This is a genomic window from Sinorhizobium medicae (assembly GCF_007827695.1).
Taxonomy (GTDB): Bacteria; Pseudomonadota; Alphaproteobacteria; order Rhizobiales; family Rhizobiaceae; genus Sinorhizobium; species Sinorhizobium medicae.
The window spans coordinates 159604-178575 of the sequence record NZ_VITA01000002.1 but is presented as its reverse complement, the minus strand read 5'-3'; the positions used below and the strand labels follow the sequence as shown (position 1 = coordinate 178575).

Genomic DNA, 18972 nt, shown 5'->3' with positions numbered 1-18972 from the left:
TAGCGCCGCGCGCCTCATCGGACGCGCAAAAGACGAAGGATGACGACGTGAAGTATATTTCGACACGGGGAGAAGCGGCCTCTCTCGGTTTCTGCGATGCTCTTCTGGCGGGACTTGCCCGCGACGGCGGCCTCTATTTGCCCGAAACATGGCCGATGCTCACGAAGAAGGAGATCCGAGCCCTACGCGGCAAATCCTATCAGGAGATCGCCTTTACCGTTCTCGAGCCCTTCACCAATGGCGAAATCCCGGCAGCCAAGTTCCGCGAAATGATCGACGAGGCCTACGCCACCTTTCGTCATCCGGCCGTCGCGCCCCTGGTCCAAACCGGCCCGAACGCCTTCGTGATGGAACTCTTCCACGGTTCGACGCTGGCCTTCAAGGACGTGGCCATGCAATTGCTCGCCCGGCTGATGGACCATGTGCTCGCCGAACGGGGCGCGCGGGCGACGATCGTGGGAGCGACGTCCGGCGATACCGGCGGTGCCGCAATCGACGCTTTCGCCGGTCGCGAGCGTACCGACATCTTCATCCTCTTTCCGGAGGGCAAGGTATCGCCGGTGCAGCAAAGACAGATGACCACGTCGGCGGCATCGAACGTGCACGCAGTCGCCGTCAAAGGCAATTTCGACGACTGCCAGAACCTGGTCAAAGCCATGTTCAACGATCAGGCCTTCCGCGACCGGGTGCAGCTTTCCGGCGTCAATTCGATCAACTGGGCGCGCATCATGGCCCAGATCGTCTATTATTTTACGACAGCAGTCTCTCTCGGCGCTCCGGACCGGAAGATTTCCTTCACGGTGCCGACCGGAAATTTCGGAGACATTTTTGCCGGCTACGTTGCCAAGCGCATGGGTTTGCCCATCGACAAGCTGGTCATCGCCACCAACGAAAACGACATCCTGGCGCGCACCCTGAAGACCGGCCGCTACGAGATGCGCGGGGTCAAGGCGACGACCTCGCCGTCGATGGACATCCAGATCTCATCGAACTTCGAAAGGCTCATCTTCGAAGCCAACGAACGAAATCCGGCGGCGGTCCGGGCGGCCATGGCGGGCCTTGGACAATCCGGTTCGTTCACGATAGGCGATGCTGCACTGAAAAAAATCCGCAAGGAATTTCGCGCCGGGCGCGCCTCAGAGAAAGAGGTGACGAAAACAATCCGACAGACTTTCGATGAGACCGGCTATCTTCTTGATCCGCATACGGCAATCGGCGTTTTCGTCGCGGCCAAGCACGCGAAGACCTCCACTCCGATGGTCACCCTTGCGACCGCCCATCCGGCGAAATTTCCCGCCGCAGTAAAATCGGCAAGTGGTATTGACCCCACGCTTCCGACGTGGCTTGCTGATCTCATGACTAGGGCGGAGCGTTTCGACATCCTGGATCCGGAGCTCAAGACCGTCGAAACCTTCATCGATGAGCGTACCCGCGTTCGGGATTAGAGCGAAAGATACGGATGATAAAAGTTGAGTGCACCCGGCTTTCTTCCGGGCTGACCGTGGTTACCGAGCGGATGCCGCATCTGGAAAGCGTTGCGCTTGGGGTCTGGATCAAGTCCGGTTCGCGCAACGAAACCGTGAATGAACACGGAATTGCGCATCTTCTGGAGCACATGGCTTTCAAGGGCACGAAGCGGCGCAGCGCTCGCCAGATCGCCGAGGAAATCGAGAATGTGGGAGGTGAGGTCAACGCCGCCACCTCAACGGAAACGACTTCCTACTATGCCCGCGTGCTCAAGGACCATGTGCCGCTGGCCATCAATATTCTCGCCGACATTCTGACGGAATCGCATTTCGAGGCGGACGAGCTGCGTCGCGAGAAGCAGGTCATCCTCCAGGAGATCGGCGCGGCGGACGACACGCCTGACGACGTCGTGTTCGATCGATTCGCCGAAACCGCCTATCGCGGCCAGACCATCGGCAGACCGATCCTCGGCACGCCGGAAACAGTGATGTCCTTCAGCGCAGATCAGATCCGGCAATATCTCGGCCGCAACTATACGACCGATCGCACCTTCATCGTTGCCGCCGGCGCCGTCGATCACGACACCATCCTGCGCCAGGTCGAGGAGCGCTTCGCCTCCCTGCCAGCCGAGCCTGCCAGCGCTCCGGTCATCGAGACCGCGCGCTACACCGGTGGAGACAGCCGGGAGAGCCGCGACCTGATGGACGCGCAGGTGCTGCTCGGCTTCGAGGGCAGAGCCTACCACGCCCGCGATTTCTACTGTTCTCAGATCCTCGCCAACATCCTAGGGGGTGGCATGTCCTCCCGCCTGTTCCAGGAAGTGCGTGAACATCGGGGCCTCTGTTATTCGGTCTACGCCTTCCACTGGGGCTTCTCCGATACGGGCATCTTCGGCGTGCATGCGGCAACGGGCGGAGAAAACCTGCCGGAGCTGATGCCGGTGATCGTCGAGGAGTTGCGCAAGTCGTCCTTGAGCATCGAGCAGCAGGAAATCGAGCGAGCGCGCGCGCAGATTCGCGCGCAATTGCTGATGGGTCAGGAAAGCCCGGCGGCGCGTGCGGGACAAATCGCACGTCAGATGATGCTCTACGGCCGGCCCATTCCCAATGAGGAACTGATGGAACGCCTTTCGGGCATCACCATCGAGCGCCTGACCGACCTCGCCGGCCGCCTGTTCTTCGATACAGTCCCGACGCTGTCGGCCATCGGGCCGCTCGAGCATCTCGCCCCGCTGAACGACATATTGTCCTCGCTGACCACGACGAAGGCCGACGCCATACGCGCTGCGGCGAGCTGACCGGCTGCTGCCGGTCGCATGCCCTTCCCTTCAAGTTCTTCGTTTTCCTTCTGCAATTGTTAAAATCGGAATCGATTCAAGCGTAAACTTGTGCAACGTTTTATAGTGAGACAGCGCCTATGGCGCGTCGCATCCGAGCGGATTCTTGCGGCGTGCCACAGGTCATCGTTCTCGTGCATTCGTCATCCCAAAACCGCCACTCTTTTTGGGCGACGTGCACTCGGCTCGTCTCAATTGCGACGGCGTTGACCGCGGTATCGGCCTGGAGGCGTATATGACACGATCGGTTTTTCGGTTCCTGTCGCGGCAGCCGGAGACGGTCGAGATCGCCAGCCAGCATTATCTGCTCCGTCTCCCCCGCTACGCCGACTATCGGCAGTGGTATCGGTTGCGCAGCGAAAGTCGCGCCTTCCTGGAGCCCTGGGAACCCACCTGGCGCGCCGACGAAATGACCGAAGGCGCCTTTCGCAGCCGCGTCAATCGTAATGAGCAGGAATTTGCTTCCGGCCAGGCCGTGCCGCTTTTTCTCTTCCACAGGCCGGACGAAGAACTGCTGGGGGGACTCACCATCGGCCATATCCGCCGCGGTGCCGCGCAGAACTGCATGATCGGCTACTGGATGGGTCAGAAACATGCCGGCCAAGGCCATATGTACGAGGCCTTGAAGCTGACCATTCCCTACATCTTCTCGGGCCTCGAGTTGCACCGTATCGAAGCAGCCTGTATTCCGGATAACGCACGGAGCATCCGGCTCCTTGAAAAGGCCGGCTTTGAGCGTGAAGGCTATTTGAGACAATATTTGAAGATAAACGGGCAGTGGCGGGACCATTTGATGTTCTCGCTTCTCTCCGTCGATGCTGCACCCAACAGGAATTTGCCCCTTTGATGCCCCTGCCACGTAAGCCGCACGCTTGGCCAGCCACATGGTTGACGGCGATTCTGGTCGCACTCGTCGTTTTCGCCCTTGGCTTTGGCGGCGGCGTTGCGCATGCGCTCGAGCCGGTGAAGATCTCGCGCGAAGACACGGCGCTCGACCTTACCGCAACGACGGAGATCTATAGCGGCCGGGGCGACGCATTCCAGGTTTCGACCGCCCCGGGCACTGACGGCATCGTCCGGCGCATCGAAGTGCGTTCCAGCACCGAGAGCCATCAGGGAGACTGGGCCGTATTCGCGCTCGCCAACGTTTCGGAAGAGCAGCTCGAACGCGTGATCGTGGCGCCGCATTTCCGCCTCGTGAATTCGAAGCTCTTCTGGCCCGACCTCGGGTCGCAGCGCATTCTTTCGATCACGCCGAGCGAGGGTTTCGCGCTTGACCGGCAACCGAGCGAAGAGGCGGACGTCTTCCGCATCACGCTCAATCCGGGCGCGGTGATCACCTTCGTTGCCGAACTCACGACGCCGGAGCTGCCGCAGATCTATCTTTGGCAACCGGACGCCTACAAGGACACCGTCAACGCTTTCACGCTTTATCGCGGTATCGTGCTCGGGATCGCCGGCCTGCTGGCGGTTTTCCTGACAATCCTGTTCGTCGTCAAGGGCACGTCGATGCTGCCGGCGACGGCAGCTCTCGCCTGGGCAGTGCTCGCCTATATCTGTGTCGATTTCGGCTTCCTTTCGAAGCTCATCACCGTGACTGCGGATGACGAGCGCATATGGCGTGCAGGAACGGAAGTGTTTCTTGCGGCCGGGCTCGTCGTCTTTCTTTTCACCTATCTCAATCTCAATCGCTGGCATCAGCATCTCGGTTATGCGACGCTTGCCTGGATTCTCGGCCTCGGGCTGCTCTTTGGCGTTGCCGTCTACGATCCGGCAATCGCCTCCGGCATCGCCCGCCTGTCCTTCGCGCTGACGGCCACCGTCGGGATCCTGCTGATCGCCTATCTCGGCTTCAACCGCTACGACCGTGCGATTCTCCTTGTTCCCGCCTGGCTGCTGATCCTCGTCTGGCTGTTCGGCGCCTGGCTTGCCGTAACCGGCCAGCTTGCCAACGACATCGTGCAACCGGCGCTCGGCGGCGGGCTCGTTCTGATCGTCCTATTGATCGGCTTCACGGTCATGCAGCACGCCTTTGCCGGCGGAGCCTATCAGCAGGGTCTGTTCTCCGATCTTGAACGTCAGGCGCTGGCGCTCACCGGCTCGGGGGACACGGTCTGGGATTGGGACGTGGCACGCGACCGTGTGGTCACCATTCCCGATATCTCGCACCAGCTCGGGCTTTCGCTGGGGACGATGAACGGGCCGGTACGCAACTGGTTGCCACGGTTGCACCCGGATGACCGCGATCGTTTCCGGGCAACGCTTGACGTGCTGCTCGAACATCGCCGCGGCCGGCTCAACCATGAGTTCCGCGTTCGCGCCGAGGACGGCCATTATCATTGGCTCTCCATCCGGGCGCGCCCGGTGCTCGGGGCCAACGGCGAAATCATCCGTTGCGTCGGCACCATCATCGACATTACCGAACAGCGCAATTCCGTCGAGCGGCTCTTGCACAACGCGCTTCTGGACAATCTGACGGGTCTGCCTAACAGGCAGGTCTTCCTCGACCGGCTGCAGGCTATCCTTCTTATGGGCGACGGCAGCAGCCCGATACGGCCGACCGTGCTTGCCATCGACATCGACCGTTACAAACAGGTCAACGACATGTTGGGAATTGCGGCCGGCGACAATATCCTCATCGCGCTCACGCGTCGGCTGCGTCGCCTTCTACGTCCGCAGGACACGCTCGCGCGTCTCGGCGGCGACCAGTTCGGACTGATCCTCATGTCCGAGCGCGATCCGGCCAAAATCGCCGACTTCGCCGATGCGATCAGCAAGGCAATCATGGTTCCGCTCAATTACGGCAATCGTGAGATCAACCTGACCGCTTCGATCGGCCTGGTCGCCTGGCTCGATCAGGAACAGAGCGCTGCCGGACTGCTCGACGATGCCGAGCTTGCGATGTTCCGCGCCAAGAAGGCAGGCGGCAACCGCGTCGAGCCGTTCAGGCCGGCTTTCCGGACCTCCGGCTCCGACCGTCTGCAGCTCGAAACAGACTTGAAGCGCGCCATGGAGCGCAAGGAGCTTTCCCTCGTTTACCAACCGATCGTCCGACTCAGCGACGCCGAGATCGCCGGCTTCGAGGCACTCATGCGTTGGGAACATCCCAAGCGCGGCAATATTTCGCCGACCGAATTCATCCCAATTGCCGAAAATTCCGAGCTGATAAGCCACCTCGGCCTGTTCGCCTTCGACAAGGCAACAAGCGATCTCGCCGAATGGCAGACTCAGACCGGTGACCTGCCGATCTTCGTCTCCATCAATCTGTCGAGCGCACAGCTTCTGAACAACGAGCTCTATGACGACATGCGTGCGATTCTCAGCAAGAGCCGCTGCGACCCGTCCCAGATCAAGATGGAGCTGACGGAATCGCTTGTCATGGAAAACCCCGAACAGGCCAGGCTTGTGCTCGAAAAGCTTCGGGAAGCCGGGCTGCGGCTGGCCCTCGACGACTTCGGCACCGGCCACTCGTCGCTCTCCTATCTCACCCGCTTCCCATTCGACACGATCAAGATCGACAAGGCGCTGGTCCGCGATCCAAGCGACAAGCGCGCCGTCATCCTGCGTTCGGTGATCACGATGGCGCGCGAGCTCGACATGCGGGTGGTCGCGGAGGGGATCGAATCCGAAGAGGATGCGATCCAGCTCGCGCAGATGGGTTGCGATTACGGTCAGAGTTTCCTGTTTGGTCCGCCGGTCGGATCGGAATCTATTCTCAGGCTCTTGAAGGAGCGGTTTCCTCTGATGAAGCGGGCTTAAGGCGTCTGCAACTTGTCCCTTCGCCCCGCCTGTGGGGAGAAGGTGGCGGCAGGAGGATAAGGGGTACCGCAAACTCATTACCGATGGAGTGCCAAGGCTTCAGGCGTGGCCCGAGTCGGTCGAGAGCATGGCCGGGCTGACGCCCATCAGGGCCAAGGCCCTGTCGTACTTCTCGTCGAGGTTTCGGCTGAAGATCAGCTCCTCTTGCGCAGGGCAAGTCAGCCAACCATTCTGCGTGATCTCGGCTTCCAGTTGACCCGGCCCCCATCCGGCATAGCCGAGCAGCATGGTGGCTTTGACAGGACCCTCGCCGCGCGAAATTGCCCTGACGATATCGAGCGTCGCCGTAAGGCAGATGTCGTCACTGACGGGAATGCTGGAGTCGCTGAGATAATCATCCGAATGCAGTACGAAGCCGCGTCCGGTCTCGACGGGGCCTCCGGCCTGGATCTGGAACTCGCGCGTGGTCGACGGCAGCCGTATCACCTCATCCGGATCGAGGAGCTGCAGGTGCAGCAGCACATCCGGGAAGGTCAGGCGCTGCGGGCGGTTCAGGATAAATCCCATCGCCCCGTCTTCCGAATGGGCGCAGACGAAGATGACCGTCCGGGCGAAATTGGCGTCGAACATGCCGGGCATGGCGATCAGGAATTGACCGTCAAGGAAGCCACGTTCGCGTATCGAATTCAGCACGTTTGTCGCCATGATGATGATAGCCTATCAATTCGCGACGAAATGAAAAGCGCTTCTACGTGGCGTTCGTCGAAATTCGCGCTCACGACACTCGGTTGCGACGTTTTGCCGGATCTTCAGTCCGACATCGTATTTGCAGGCGAGACCGCCCACATTCTCGCCGTCAGATCAAGCAATTATGATCGCGGCGTTCTATCGGCCGCTGGAGACCAGGGGCGAAACGCGATACAGCTTTGACCATGATCCGACGCACGACCCCAGTGAAGATGGCTCAGCGCATCGCCACGGCAAGCCTTCTCCTCGCTTTTTTTCTGCCCGGCCGATCCTATGGAGCCGCCAGTGAATGGGTGGCCTCGCCCGGTGGCGATTTCCGCATTGTCGCCTCCCAGCCGAAACCGGATGGTTTCATTCCCGCCATTCTCGAAGTTCGGCTCAAGCCCGGCTGGAAAACCTACTGGCGGGATCCCGGCGCAAGCGGCATACCGCCACAGATGACCCTTGACCCCGCGGGCGGCGTCTCTCTCCAATCGATCCGCTTTCCGGCGCCGAAGACGTTCGGCGAGGGGCCCGGACGTTACGTCGGATATGACGCGCCGGTAGCTTTCCCGCTGACGCTGAAGAGAACCGGGAACGGCGGCAACGTCACGATCAGAGCTTCGGTTTTCCTCGGCATCTGCGAAGATATCTGCATTCCCGTGCAGGGCGATGTGACCCTTACACTCAAGAGCGGCGAATTCGACAATCCGCTCGATGGCGCTCGTATAGAAAAGGCTGTTGCCGCACTGCCGGAGCGACCTTCCGGCGAATTCAGGATAACGAATGCGGACTTCGATGCGGCCGCCGGCATGATCCGCCTCAAGTTCGTCCTGCCGCCGGATGCTGATGCCGCGTCAGCCGACCTGTTTCTGGCCGGCCCCGAGGGTGTCTTCTTCGGCGAGCCGATTTTTCACGATGTGCAGCGCGCCGAGGGTCGGGCGGACGTTCCGGTGAAGCTCTCGCGCAAGGACCGGAGCATTGCTGGAAAGCCGATCGCGCTCACCCTGCGTGCGGGTAGCCGAAGCATGGAAACGACGCTTGCCTTTGATTGAGGCGACCCTATAGTCCGTCGCAACGCTATGGACTGAAGTGAGGAGAGACCCGTGAACATTGCCGTCGGAGACAAGCTGCCCAACGTCACATTCAAGGAAAAGACCGCGGAGGGCCCGGTCGAAGTAACCACCGAACAGCTGTTCAAGGGCAAGCGCGTTGTTCTTTTCGCGGTGCCCGGCGCCTTTACCCCCACCTGCTCACTCAATCATCTTCCCGGCTATCTGGAAAATCGGGACGCCATTCTGGCGCGCGGGGTCGACGACATCGCAGTCGTGGCGGTCAACGACCTGCATGTGATGGGCGCCTGGGCCACTCATTCCGGCGGCATGGGCAAGATACACTTCCTTTCCGACTGGAACGCCGCCTTTACCAGGGCGATCGGGATGGAAATCGATCTCTCTGCCGGCACACTCGGCATTCGCTCCAAGCGATACTCGATGCTGGTCGAGGACGGTGTCGTCAAGGCGTTGAACGTCGAGGAAAGCCCGGGACAGGCGACGGCTTCCGGCGCGGCAGCGATGCTGGAACAGCTTTGATCGTTTAGGGCGGAGGTGGGTGAACCTGCCCCCTCATCCGGCCTGCCGGCTATCTTCTCCCCGCAGGCGGGGCGATGGTCGCGGCAGCGGGATGACGGCGCGGCGGCAAATGGAGAGCTTTCTATTTCACCGCATCGGCGCGATGCGCTCTCTTGAACGGTTCCATGCCCTTGCGGGCCAATTCGTCCGCCCGTTCATTTTCCGGATGTCCCGCGTGACCCTTGACCCAGTGCCAGGTCACGTTGTGGCGGTCTCTCGCCGCGTCGAGCGCCTGCCATAATTCGCCGTTCTTCACGGGTTTTCTGTCGCCGGTTTTCCAGCCGTTGCGCTTCCAGCCGTGTATCCATTTGGAGATGCCGTCCATGACATATTTGCTGTCGGTATGGAGATCGACCTCGCAGGGCTGCCTGAGCGCGTTCAGTGCCGAGATCGCGGCAAGAAGTTCCATACGGTTGTTCGTCGTCTCCGCTTCTCCGCCGGACATCTCCTTTTCCACGTCGCCATAGCGCAGGACCGCGCCCCACCCGCCCGGCCCGGGATTTCCCGAGCAGGCACCGTCCGTGTAGATGTCGACGTGTTTCATGCCGATGCCTCTTCGCGTCGCAGGCCGTACTCGGCGCTGGAGACGATGGCGCGATGGAAGCGGATCTTCGTCAGATATTCGAGCGGATCCTTCTTGACCACAAGCGCGCCCGGCGGCGTGGTCAGCCAGTCATAGAGGCGTGTCAGGAAGAAGCGGAGCGCGGATCCGCGCGCGAGCAGCGGCAGCGCCTCGACCTCTTCCGCGGTCAAATTCCGAACGCTCTCGTAGCCGGAAAGAAGCGCCATGCCTTTGGTGATGTTGTAGGAGCCATCCTTCTCGAAGCACCAGGAATTCAGGCAGATGGCGATGTCGTAGGCGAGGAAATCGTTGCAGGCAAAGTAGAAATCGATAAGGCCGGAGAGGCGATCGCCGAGGAAGAAGACGTTGTCCGGGAAGAGATCCGCGTGGATCACGCCCTCCGGCAGAGCTCTCGGCCAGTGTTCCTCGAGAAAGGCGAGCTCCGTCGCGATCTCGTCCTTTAGGCCGGCTTGCACCTCATCGGCGCGCGCTTCGGAGTTCCGCCAGAGGGGTCGCCAGCCCTCGACGGAGAGCGCGTTGGGGCGCTTCAGGCGAAAGCCCTCGCTCGCCTGGTGCATGAGTGCGAGAGCCCGGCCGACTTCGCGGCAGTGCTGCGCCTCCGGCTTCCTCAGCCACATGCCTTCCAGAAAGGAGATCACCGCCGCCGGCCTTCCGGAGAGTGTGCCGAGCAGCTTGCCGTCGGCGCGAGGAAGGGGCAGCGGGCAGGAGAGACCCCTCTGGGCGAGGTGATGCATGAGGCCCAGGAAAAACGGCAGGTCGTCGGCATTGACCCGCTTCTCGTAGAGCGTGAGAATATACGCTCCCCTGGTCGTGTGGAGAAGGAAGTTGGAATTCTCCACGCCTTCGGCGATGCCCTTGTAGGAGGTCAGCGATCCCACCTCATAGGCGGCGAGGAAGCGGATCAACTCGTCTTCCGTGATGTCGGTATAAACTGCCAAGGCGCGCTACTTTCCAGAGATGCAAATTGGAGGAATTTGGAGCGGCGTGCGAGGGGAAGTACGCCGGCTCGCTCTATTCACCCCCGCTCTGTTCACCCCAGCTCTATTCACCATTGACGAAAGCCATGTCGGCGCCGGTCAGTTCGACATGCCTGAGCTCGCGGTTGACGAGGAAGTGCTCGTTCTCCTCCACCGTGTCGGCAAGCTCGACCGCGGCGTCGTAGCGCTCGCGGAAGGCTTCGATGATCTCATTGACGATCACCTCCGGCGCCGAGGCACCGGCGGACAACCCGACGGTCGAGATTTCCCCGATCGTCGCCCAGTCAATTTCAGAAGCCCGCTGAACCAGAACGGCTTTCTTTGCCCCGGCCCTCAGCGCTACTTCCACCAGGCGCTTCGAGTTCGAAGAATTGGGGGCGCCGACGACGAGGAAAAGATCGCAGCCGGGTGCAGCCTGCTTCACCGCTTCCTGCCGGTTCGTGGTGGCGTAGCAGATCGAGTCGGCGGCAGGCGCAGTCAGGTTCGGAAAGCGCTCATGGAGCCGCTTGATGACGCCGGCGGTATCATCCACCGAGAGCGTCGTCTGCGTAACAAAGCCGAGATTGTCCGGATCCGGGGGCGTATAAACGTCGACATCCTCGACAGTCTCGATGAGGGAGACCGTCCCCTCCGGCAGTTGCCCCATGGTGCCGATAACCTCGGGATGGCCGGCATGGCCGATCAGCACCACATGGCGCCCCATACGGTGATGGCGCATAGCCTGTTTGTGCACCTTCGAGACGAGCGGGCATGTGGCATCGAGATAGAAGAGATTGCGCGCATCCGCATCCGCGGGGACGGATTTCGGCACGCCGTGGGCGGAGAAGACGACGGGCTGCTTGCGATGCTCGGGTGGAATCTCGTCGAGCTCCTCGACGAAAATCGCACCCTTGGCTTCAAGACCTTCCACGACATAGCGATTGTGCACGATCTCATGACGGACATAGACCGGCGCGCCGAACTCCTTGAGCGCAAGCACCACGATCTGGATCGCCCGGTCGACGCCCGCGCAGAAGCCACGCGGCCCGCAGAGGCGGATGGTGATCGGGGTTTTTGCTACGGATGAGGCCATCATGAAAACGCCAAGGGAACGAACAAAGCCGGATTTCGGTATGCGCCATATATAGCGGCAACGACCGGGCACACAAGGAAGAACCGCCGCATCCTACCGCCTGCGCCGGTAGACAAATACGCCGCTGACAGCAACGAGCGCCGCGGCAAGGCCGTACCAGGTCAGCGCATATTGCAGGTGATTGTTCGGCAGATCGAACTGCGTCACGCCGCCGACGGGCAGGCCGCCTGGATTCGGCGCGGCGTCGGCATCGATGAAGAAGGGAACGACGCGATCGCTGGAAATCCCGGTGGAGTTCGCCATCGCACCTAGATCCTTCCAGTAGAAGATATTCTTGGCAGGGTCATTGTCCGGCACCAGCGACGATGGCTTCCCGGAAAGCTTCGGCCGCGCCAAACCGTTGACGGTAACTTTTCCGGCGACCAGCCCTTCGCTGCGCTTGGACGAGTCCTTCTTCTCGAACGGGACGAAACCGCGGTTCACGAAGAGAGCGCGCGCGTCGGCCAGCATCAGAGGCGTGAAGACATAGAAACCGGTGCGGCCTTCATGGGTTGCGAAGAAATGGCGCTCTCTGCCGTGGTCATATATGCCGGACGCGTGCACCGTCCGATAGTCGATATCCCCTCCTGCAGCGGCCATGGCCTCGATCTGCTCGAGTGGAACGGCCGGCGCTGATCGGCGCTCGGCAATTGCGCCGATCAGCGCTTCTTTCCACTGCAGCCTTTGCATCTGCCACGTACCGAGCGCCACGAGCACGGCGAGAGCGGCGAGCACCAGGACAACGCCCGCGACGCGACCAAAGAGCCTGCGAAAGGCCGGCATGTGACCGTCAGCCACGGTCGATTTCACCGGGGCGCGCATTGTTGCGGTATTGCAGATTGATGAGAACGCCCTTCAGCATACGCGTCAGGGCCAGGCTTAAAACCGTCGCAAGCGGGATCCACAGGAGGAAGTGCAGCCAGAGCGGCGGGTTGACATTGACCTCCATCCAGAGCGCTGCGCCGACGACGATGAAGCCCACGATCAGGATAACGAACACGACCGGACCATCGCCGGAATCGGCGAAACCATAATCGAGTTCGCAATTGCTGCAGGCCGGACGAACCTTCAGCAAGCCGTCGAAGAGCTTCCCCTGGCCGCAGCGCGGGCAGAGTCCCTTGACGCCCGTCATGACCGGATCAACGGGTGGGTAGAGCGCCCTGTCTTCATTCATGGATTGATGTCTTCGTTCATGGATTGATCACGATCGGGGTATTGTTGGGAACCATGTCCCAGATTTCGTCCATTTCCGCATTGGTAACGGCAATGCAGCCATTCGTCCAATCGAACATCTGCGTCAAAAACGCCAGCCAGCCGAGATAATTGGGCTGGCCATGGATCATGATCATTCCGCCGGGTTCGACATACCTGGCGGCCGCTTCCTCCAGGTCCTTCGGTGCGGGATAGGAAATGTGAATGGATTTATAGAAGCTGCTGCCAGGATTGCGCCAATCGAGGACGTAGGAGCCCTCCGGCGTCTTCTGATCGCCCTCCCTCCTCTTGGGTCCGACCGGATTGCCGCCGAGCACGACCGGGTATTCCCGCAGCAGCTTCTCACCCTGGAACAATTGCAGCACGCGCCGCTCCTTGAAGACGATAACCTTGTCTGCGGTTTCGGCGGCCAAGGCCGATAATGGAAAGGCGACAGTCGCCGCAAACAGCGTCATCATCCAGGCGATTTTCACTATCCTCATCCAGAACCAGCAGCCCCAAAGAAAACGGGGCGGCCGCATCCCTGCAGCCGCCCCGCCATCATCAGTCCGAAATCGCGTCAGCCATGCGCAATCGGCGCACCCCAGCCACCCCAGATGTAGATGGAGAAGAACAGGAAGAGCCAGACGACGTCGACGAAATGCCAGTACCAGGCCGCAGCCTCGAAGCCGAAGTGATGCTTCGGCGTGAAGTCGCCACGCAGCGCGCGCAGCAGGCAGACGAGCAGGAAGATCGTGCCGACCAGTACGTGGAAACCGTGGAAGCCGGTCGCCATGAAGAAGGTAGCGCCGTAGATCGAATCCTTGAAGGCGAAGGGCGCGTGGGCATATTCGTAGCCCTGCACATAGGAGAAGAGAACCCCGAGGACGACAGTAAGCGTCAAACCATAGACCAGGCCCTTGCGGTCGTTGTGCAGCAGCGCGTGGTGCGCCCAGGTCACCGTGGTGCCGGAGAGCAGCAGGATGACGGTGTTGTAGAGCGGCAGGTGCCAAGGATCGAGAACCTCGATGCCCTTCGGCGGCCAGACGCCGCCGGTGAACTCGGCGCGCGCGGCCTGGATCGCTTCGCCCGGAAACAGGCTCGCGTCGAAGAAGGCCCAGAACCAGGCGGCGAAGAACATCACCTCCGAAGCGATGAACATGATCATGCCGTAGCGCAGGTGCAGCGACACGACCCGGGTATGATGGCCCTCATGCGCTTCCTTGATCGTGTCCGACCACCAGCCGAACATGGTATAAAGGATCAGTGCCAGGCCAATGAAGAAGACCCAGGGATTGGCGAGCTCCAGCCCGAACATCTTGAAGGAGCCGCCGGAGAGATAGCGCATGTAGCCGACGCCGCCGAGAGCCATGACGAAGGCGCCGATGGACGCGAGCAGCGGCCATGGGCTCGGGTCGATAATGTGATAGTCGTGTTGCTTCTGGTGCGCTCCGGCCATGTCGATAATCCCCGATAGTCCTCTCTAGTCGCCATCCGGCATAGCCGAAACGGCGCTCAAATCAAAGTTTGTTTTCGGTCCTGGACTTCACTTGCGCAACCGGTTTGGACGGCTCGCGCGGGTAGAAGGTGTAGGACAGTGTCAACGTCTTGATGCCCTTCGTCTCGACCGTCTTGACGATCTCCGGATCGACGAAGAAAACGACAGGCATCTCCATTTCCTCGCCCGGCTGCAGTGTCGTCTCCGTGAAGCAGAAACACTGCACCTTGTTGAAATAGGCGCCCGCCGCCATCGGCGTCACATTGAAGGTCGCCTGGCCCGTCGTCGGCGTCGAAGCGAGGTTCCTGGCGCGATACGTGATCTGCACCGTCTCGCCGATCCTGACGTCGATATCACGTTGCACCGGTGCGAATTCCCAGGGCAGTCCGGCAGCCACATTGGCGTCGAACGTAACCTTGACCTTCTCGTCCAGGATAAGATCGGATTCCTGCTCGACCCTCTGCGTCGTGCCGTTATACCCGGTGACACGGCAGAACATGTCGTAGAGCGGCACCGCCGCATAGGCCATGCCCACCATGCCGACCACGAAGGCGAGGCAGGTCCCGACGATCACGCCGTTCGAGCGTTCCTTCCGATCTGATTGCCCGGTGTCCGCCATGCGCAACGCCTTCAATTCACCATGCCGCCGCCGACCTTGACCAGCGTGACGGCGTAGAAAATGACGACAAGGCACGCCAGCACGATACCGAGTGCGATGTTGCGGCCGCGGCGGGACTTCTTCTGAGCCTCGCTCAGTTGAACGGTTTCCATCAGATGACGCCTCCGAACCAGATCCGGGCGATTGCGTAATCAACCAGGAGCGCCGAGAAAATCGCGAAAAGATACACGATGGAGAAGGCGAAAAGCTTCTTCGCCGGCACCATTCGCTTGTCGCCTTCAGGCATGCGCAGCACGCCCAGCGAATACCCGACGAACCCAAGCCCCAAGGCCGTCGCAAGGGCTCCATAACCAAGGCTCGCGAAGCCGAGCAAGGTGGGACAGATACCGCTGATCGCAGTGAGCACGGCATAGATGACGATTTGCCGCTTGGTCGTCGCCTCGCCGCAGACATTCGGCATCATAGGCACTCCGACGGCGCCGTATTCGCCCATCTTGAAAAGGGCCAGGGCCCAGAAATGCGCCGGCGTCCAGAGGAAGATGATGAGGAAGAGCACGATGCTCTCGACCGATATGCCGCCGGTCACGCAGGCCCAGCCTATCATCGGAGGAAAGGCCCCGGCAGCTCCGCCGATAACGATGTTCTGCGGCGTCGAGCGCTTCAGCCACATCGTGTATACAGCCACGTAGAAGAAAATCGTAAAGGCGAGCAGCCCGGCTGCGAGCCAGTGCACGGCGAGCCCGAGGATGATCACCGAGAAGGCCGAGAGCGTCAGGCCGAAGGCAAGCGCTTCCTGGGGCAAAATCTTTCCGGCCGGAATTGGGCGCTTGGCCGTGCGGCTCATGACCGCGTCGATATCCGCATCGTACCACATGTTCAGCGCACCCGAGGCGCCGGCTCCTATGGCGATACAGAGAATCGCTGTGAATCCGATGAACGGATTGATATGCCCGGGAGCAAGGATGAGCCCCGCGAAGGCGGTGAAGACGACGAGAGACATGACGCGCGGCTTCAGGAGTTCGAAATAATCGCGCGCAGAGGCCTCGGACAGGCGTGGTGCGCCTTCCATGCCGACTGCCTCGTGATTGTCGATGACCGTCATGTCCTTACCCTGAACTTGATGCGGCAGGAAAAGCCGCTTCGCGCCGGCTTGCCGGCGGGGAGAAGCCGCCGTAACCGGCGGCTTCTGCTCGTTTCCCGTCACTTGATCCGCGGGAGCTGCTCCCACTGGTGGAACGGCGGCGGCGAGGACAGCTGCCATTCCAGCGTGTTGGCGCCTTCACCCCAGGGGTTATCCCCTGCAACGCGCTTCTTCGCGAAAGCTTCGGCGACACAGTAGAGAAAGATCAGCACGCCGACGGCCGCGATGTAGGAGCCGTAGGACGATACCATATTCCAGCCTGCAAAGGCGTCCGGATAATCAATGTATCGGCGCGGCATGCCCGCGAGGCCGAGGAAGTGCTGCGGGAAGAAGATGAGGTTCACGCCGACGAACATCACCCAGAAGTGCAGCTTGCCGAGAAACTCCGAATACATGTAGCCGGTCATCTTGGGGAACCAGTAGTACCAGGCCGCAAAGATCGCGAAAACGGCGCCGAGCGAGAGCACGTAATGGAAGTGCGCCACCACGTAATAGGTGTCGTGCAGTGCGCGGTCGAGGCCGGCATTGGCGAGCTGAACACCGGTGACGCCGCCGACCGTGAACAGGAAGATGAAGCCGATCGCCCAGACCATCGGCGTGGAGAAGCGGATCGAGCCGCCCCACATCGTCGCAATCCAGGAGAAGATCTTCACACCAGTCGGAACCGCGATGACCATCGTCGCGAAGACGAAGTAGCGCTGCGTCTGGAGCGACATGCCGACCGTGTACATGTGGTGCGCCCACACGATGAAGCCGACCGCGCCGATAGCGACCATGGCGTAGGCCATCCCGAGATAGCCGAAGATCGGCTTGCGCGAGAAGGTCGAGATGATGTGGCTGACGATGCCGAAGCCCGGCAGGATCAAGATGTACACTTCCGGGTGACCGAAGAACCAGAACAGGTGCTGGAACAGGATCGGGTCGCCGCCGCCTTCCGGCGAGAAGAAGGTTGTGCCGAAGTTGCGGTCCGTCAGCAGCATCGTGATCGCACCTGCGAGAACCGGCAGCGAGAGCAGGAGCAGGAAGGCGGTGATCAGAACCGACCAGGCGAAGAGCGGCATCTTGTGCAGCGTCATGCCCGGAGCGCGCATGTTGAGGATGGTGGTGATGAAGTTGATCGCACCGAGGATCGACGAGGCACCGGCAATATGCAGGCCGAGAATTGCAAGATCCATTGCCGGCCCGGGCATGCCGGATGTCGAGAATGGCGGATAGATCGTCCAGCCGCCGCCCGCACCATAGGCGCCTGCAGGACCTTCGACGAACATCGAAAGCAGCACGAGCAGGAATGCCGGCACGATGAGCCAGAAGGAAATGTTGTTCATGCGCGGGAACGCCATGTCCGGTGCGCCGATCATGATCGGCACCATCCAGTTGGCGAAACCACCGATCAAGGCCGGCATGACCATGAAGAAGATCATGATCAGGGCGTGCGCTGTCGTGAAGACGTTGAACATGTGCTTGCCGCCGTCGATGGCAGCATCACCCTCGAAACCATAGACCATCTGCGCCAGACCGTGGAAGATCTGGATGCCCGGCTCCTGCAGTTCGGCGCGCATGAAGACCGACAGCGTTCCGCCGATGATACCGGCGATGATCGCGAAGATCAGGTAGAGCGTTCCGATGTCCTTGTGGTTGGTCGACAGGAACCAGCGCTGAAAAAATGTCAGCGGCTTGTGCGCGTGTTCCGCGTGGCCATGATCGGAATGATCATGGCGTTGATCGTGATGAACGGCTGTTCCAGCCATGGTCAAGCTCCACTTCCGATTACTGTGCGGCGTTTTCGGCGACGTCAACGGCCTTGGCCGCGCCGTCGACGGACGCCATGAGCGCCTTGTTCGCTTCGCCGATATTGGTTGCGGCGGCGGCGAGCCAGGCGTCGTATTTATCCTGCGCAACAACGCGGACGGCGATCGGCATATAGGCGTGATCCTTGCCGCAGAGCTCGGAACACTGGCCGTAATAGAGGCCTTCGCGATCGGCCTTGAACCAGGTCTCGTTGAGGCGGCCTGGAACCGCGTCGATCTTGACACCGAAAGCAGGCATGGCGAAGGCATGGATCACGTCAGCCGCGGTGACGAGCAGGCGAACCGTCTTGCCGACCGGCACGACCACCTCGTTGTCGACCGCGAGAAGACGCGGATATTGCCCCTTGTCCTCCTTGCCGAGCCCGGCCCTGTCCTCGTCCTTCAGAAGCAGGCTGTCGAAGGACAGCGGGTTTTCGCCGACTTCGTATTCATAGGACCAGTACCATTGGTTGCCGGTCGCCTTGACCGTCAGGTCCGGATTTTCCGGAGGCGTGAGTTGCGCGGTCAGGAGCTGGAAGGAAGGAACCGCCAGGAAAAGAAGCACGATGACCGGACCCACGGTCCAGACGACTTCGATCAGCGTATTGTGGCTGGTCCTCGACGGAACCGGATTGGCACTCTCGCGAAACTTGACGACCACGACGACCAGCAGAAGAAGAACGAAAAGTGTGATCGGAATGATGAACCACAGGGTATAATGCTCAAACCACGTGATTTCTTCCATTATGCCAGTAGCAGCCGGCTGAAAATTCGTCTGCCAGTCGACAGGCTTGTCAGCAAAGGCGCTCGAAGCAAAAAGCAGACAGGCAAGCGCTGCCAGAACTGCATAGGCCTTGTTTTTCACAATTACGTCTCCCCAATGCGCTTGATCAGGATCAAACCCGGAACGCAGAATCCCTGCGATGCTGAAGCGCTTCAAACCACAGTTTGACCAGCGCCGCAACATCTGTCCAATCAACCTCGTGCGGCATTTTTGCACAAATCGGGCGTTTTCGCACAGAGACCTCGCAACCCGCCGCAAGCTGCGCTACGCAGCGCGCGACGCGAGTTCCTGGCTCCATGGGCGCCGTTCGCCTCTGGAGGACCAGGAACACGCGCGATCCCGATCCTGTTCGCATTAAGAAA

Annotated in this window: 19 protein-coding genes; 6 read left to right on the top strand and 13 right to left on the bottom strand. The window is 60.8% G+C overall.

The features are described 5' to 3' along the window. The first annotated feature begins 47 nt into the window (after nt 1–47). The 4 genes from thrC (at nt 48) to FB009_RS04130 (ending at nt 6562) form a co-directional block, all read left to right on the top strand. Nucleotides 48–1445 carry a threonine synthase gene (thrC, locus tag FB009_RS04145; protein WP_011974738.1) on the top strand — a complete coding sequence of 466 codons (1398 nt, stop codon included), beginning with the start codon at nt 48–50 and terminating at the stop codon, nt 1443–1445. Between the two features lie 14 nt (nt 1446–1459). Then, entirely contained in the window at nt 1460–2764 is a 1305-nt protein-coding gene (locus FB009_RS04140) for a M16 family metallopeptidase (RefSeq protein ID WP_145161460.1), read from the top strand. A gap of 274 nt (nt 2765–3038) precedes the next feature. Beyond that, a complete protein-coding gene (locus FB009_RS04135; protein ID WP_011974736.1) occupies nt 3039–3650 on the top strand; it encodes a GNAT family N-acetyltransferase in 612 nt (203 codons plus the stop codon). Then, entirely contained in the window at nt 3650–6562 is a 2913-nt protein-coding gene (locus tag FB009_RS04130; RefSeq protein ID WP_011974735.1) for a sensor domain-containing phosphodiesterase, read from the top strand. Before FB009_RS04135 ends, FB009_RS04130 begins: the two co-directional genes overlap by 1 nt. Nucleotides 6563–6661: 99 nt before the next feature. Here FB009_RS04130 and FB009_RS04125 read toward each other — a convergent pair whose 3' ends face one another. Then, a complete protein-coding gene (locus tag FB009_RS04125) occupies nt 6662–7267 on the bottom strand; it encodes a YqgE/AlgH family protein (RefSeq protein WP_011974734.1) in 606 nt (201 codons plus the stop codon). 227 nt (nt 7268–7494) lie between these two features. On the opposite strand from FB009_RS04125, the gene FB009_RS04115 reads away from it, so the two are divergent. Both FB009_RS04115 and FB009_RS04110 read left to right on the top strand, forming a co-directional pair. Next, the gene (locus FB009_RS04115) at nt 7495–8343 is read left to right on the top strand and encodes a protein-disulfide reductase DsbD domain-containing protein (protein ID WP_011974733.1); all 849 of its coding nucleotides are present in this window, start codon (nt 7495–7497) and stop codon (nt 8341–8343) included. Nucleotides 8344–8394: 51 nt separating this feature from the next. After that, complete coding sequence (locus FB009_RS04110; RefSeq protein ID WP_011974732.1) at nt 8395–8880, top strand: peroxiredoxin; 486 nt, start codon at nt 8395–8397, stop codon at nt 8878–8880. A 121-nt stretch (nt 8881–9001) separates the two neighbouring features. Here the strand turns inward: FB009_RS04110 and rnhA are convergent, their stop codons facing one another. The 12 genes from rnhA to coxB all read right to left on the bottom strand — a co-directional run bounded on the left by rnhA (nt 9002) and on the right by coxB (nt 18691). Next, the gene (rnhA, locus tag FB009_RS04105; protein WP_011974731.1) at nt 9002–9463 is read right to left on the bottom strand and encodes a ribonuclease HI; all 462 of its coding nucleotides are present in this window, start codon (nt 9461–9463) and stop codon (nt 9002–9004) included. Next, nucleotides 9460–10440 carry a homoserine kinase gene (locus FB009_RS04100; protein ID WP_011974730.1) on the bottom strand — a complete coding sequence of 327 codons (981 nt, stop codon included), beginning with the start codon at nt 10438–10440 and terminating at the stop codon, nt 9460–9462. The genes rnhA and FB009_RS04100 overlap by 4 nt, the downstream gene beginning before the upstream one ends. Nucleotides 10441–10543: 103 nt before the next feature. Further along, nucleotides 10544–11554 carry a 4-hydroxy-3-methylbut-2-enyl diphosphate reductase gene (ispH, locus tag FB009_RS04095; RefSeq protein WP_011974729.1) on the bottom strand — a complete coding sequence of 337 codons (1011 nt, stop codon included), beginning with the start codon at nt 11552–11554 and terminating at the stop codon, nt 10544–10546. A 90-nt stretch (nt 11555–11644) separates the two neighbouring features. After that, a complete protein-coding gene (locus FB009_RS04090; RefSeq protein ID WP_018012188.1) occupies nt 11645–12412 on the bottom strand; it encodes an SURF1 family protein in 768 nt (255 codons plus the stop codon). Next, nucleotides 12381–12764, bottom strand: a complete 384-nt coding sequence (locus FB009_RS04085) for a DUF983 domain-containing protein (RefSeq protein ID WP_011974727.1) — start codon at nt 12762–12764, stop codon at nt 12381–12383. The genes FB009_RS04090 and FB009_RS04085 overlap by 32 nt, the downstream gene beginning before the upstream one ends. 16 nt (nt 12765–12780) lie before the next feature. Next, nucleotides 12781–13323 carry a L,D-transpeptidase family protein gene (locus FB009_RS04080; RefSeq protein WP_011974726.1) on the bottom strand — a complete coding sequence of 181 codons (543 nt, stop codon included), beginning with the start codon at nt 13321–13323 and terminating at the stop codon, nt 12781–12783. Nucleotides 13324–13361: 38 nt separating this feature from the next. Next, entirely contained in the window at nt 13362–14240 is an 879-nt protein-coding gene (locus tag FB009_RS04075) for a cytochrome c oxidase subunit 3 (protein WP_011974725.1), read from the bottom strand. Between the two features lie 61 nt (nt 14241–14301). Continuing rightward, complete coding sequence (locus FB009_RS04070; protein ID WP_011974724.1) at nt 14302–14898, bottom strand: cytochrome c oxidase assembly protein; 597 nt, start codon at nt 14896–14898, stop codon at nt 14302–14304. Nucleotides 14899–14909: 11 nt separating this feature from the next. Continuing rightward, nucleotides 14910–15050: a hypothetical protein gene (locus tag FB009_RS04065; protein ID WP_011974723.1), complete on the bottom strand. Its 141-nt coding sequence runs from the start codon at nt 15048–15050 to the stop codon at nt 14910–14912. Next, a complete protein-coding gene (locus FB009_RS04060; protein WP_011974722.1) occupies nt 15050–16000 on the bottom strand; it encodes a heme o synthase in 951 nt (316 codons plus the stop codon). Before FB009_RS04060 ends, FB009_RS04065 begins: the two co-directional genes overlap by 1 nt. 98 nt (nt 16001–16098) lie before the next feature. Next, nucleotides 16099–17787: a cytochrome c oxidase subunit I gene (gene ctaD, locus FB009_RS04055; RefSeq protein WP_011974721.1), complete on the bottom strand. Its 1689-nt coding sequence runs from the start codon at nt 17785–17787 to the stop codon at nt 16099–16101. 19 nt (nt 17788–17806) lie between these two features. Continuing rightward, a complete protein-coding gene (gene coxB / locus FB009_RS04050; protein ID WP_011974720.1) occupies nt 17807–18691 on the bottom strand; it encodes a cytochrome c oxidase subunit II in 885 nt (294 codons plus the stop codon). Between the last annotated feature and the right edge of the window lie 281 nt (nt 18692–18972).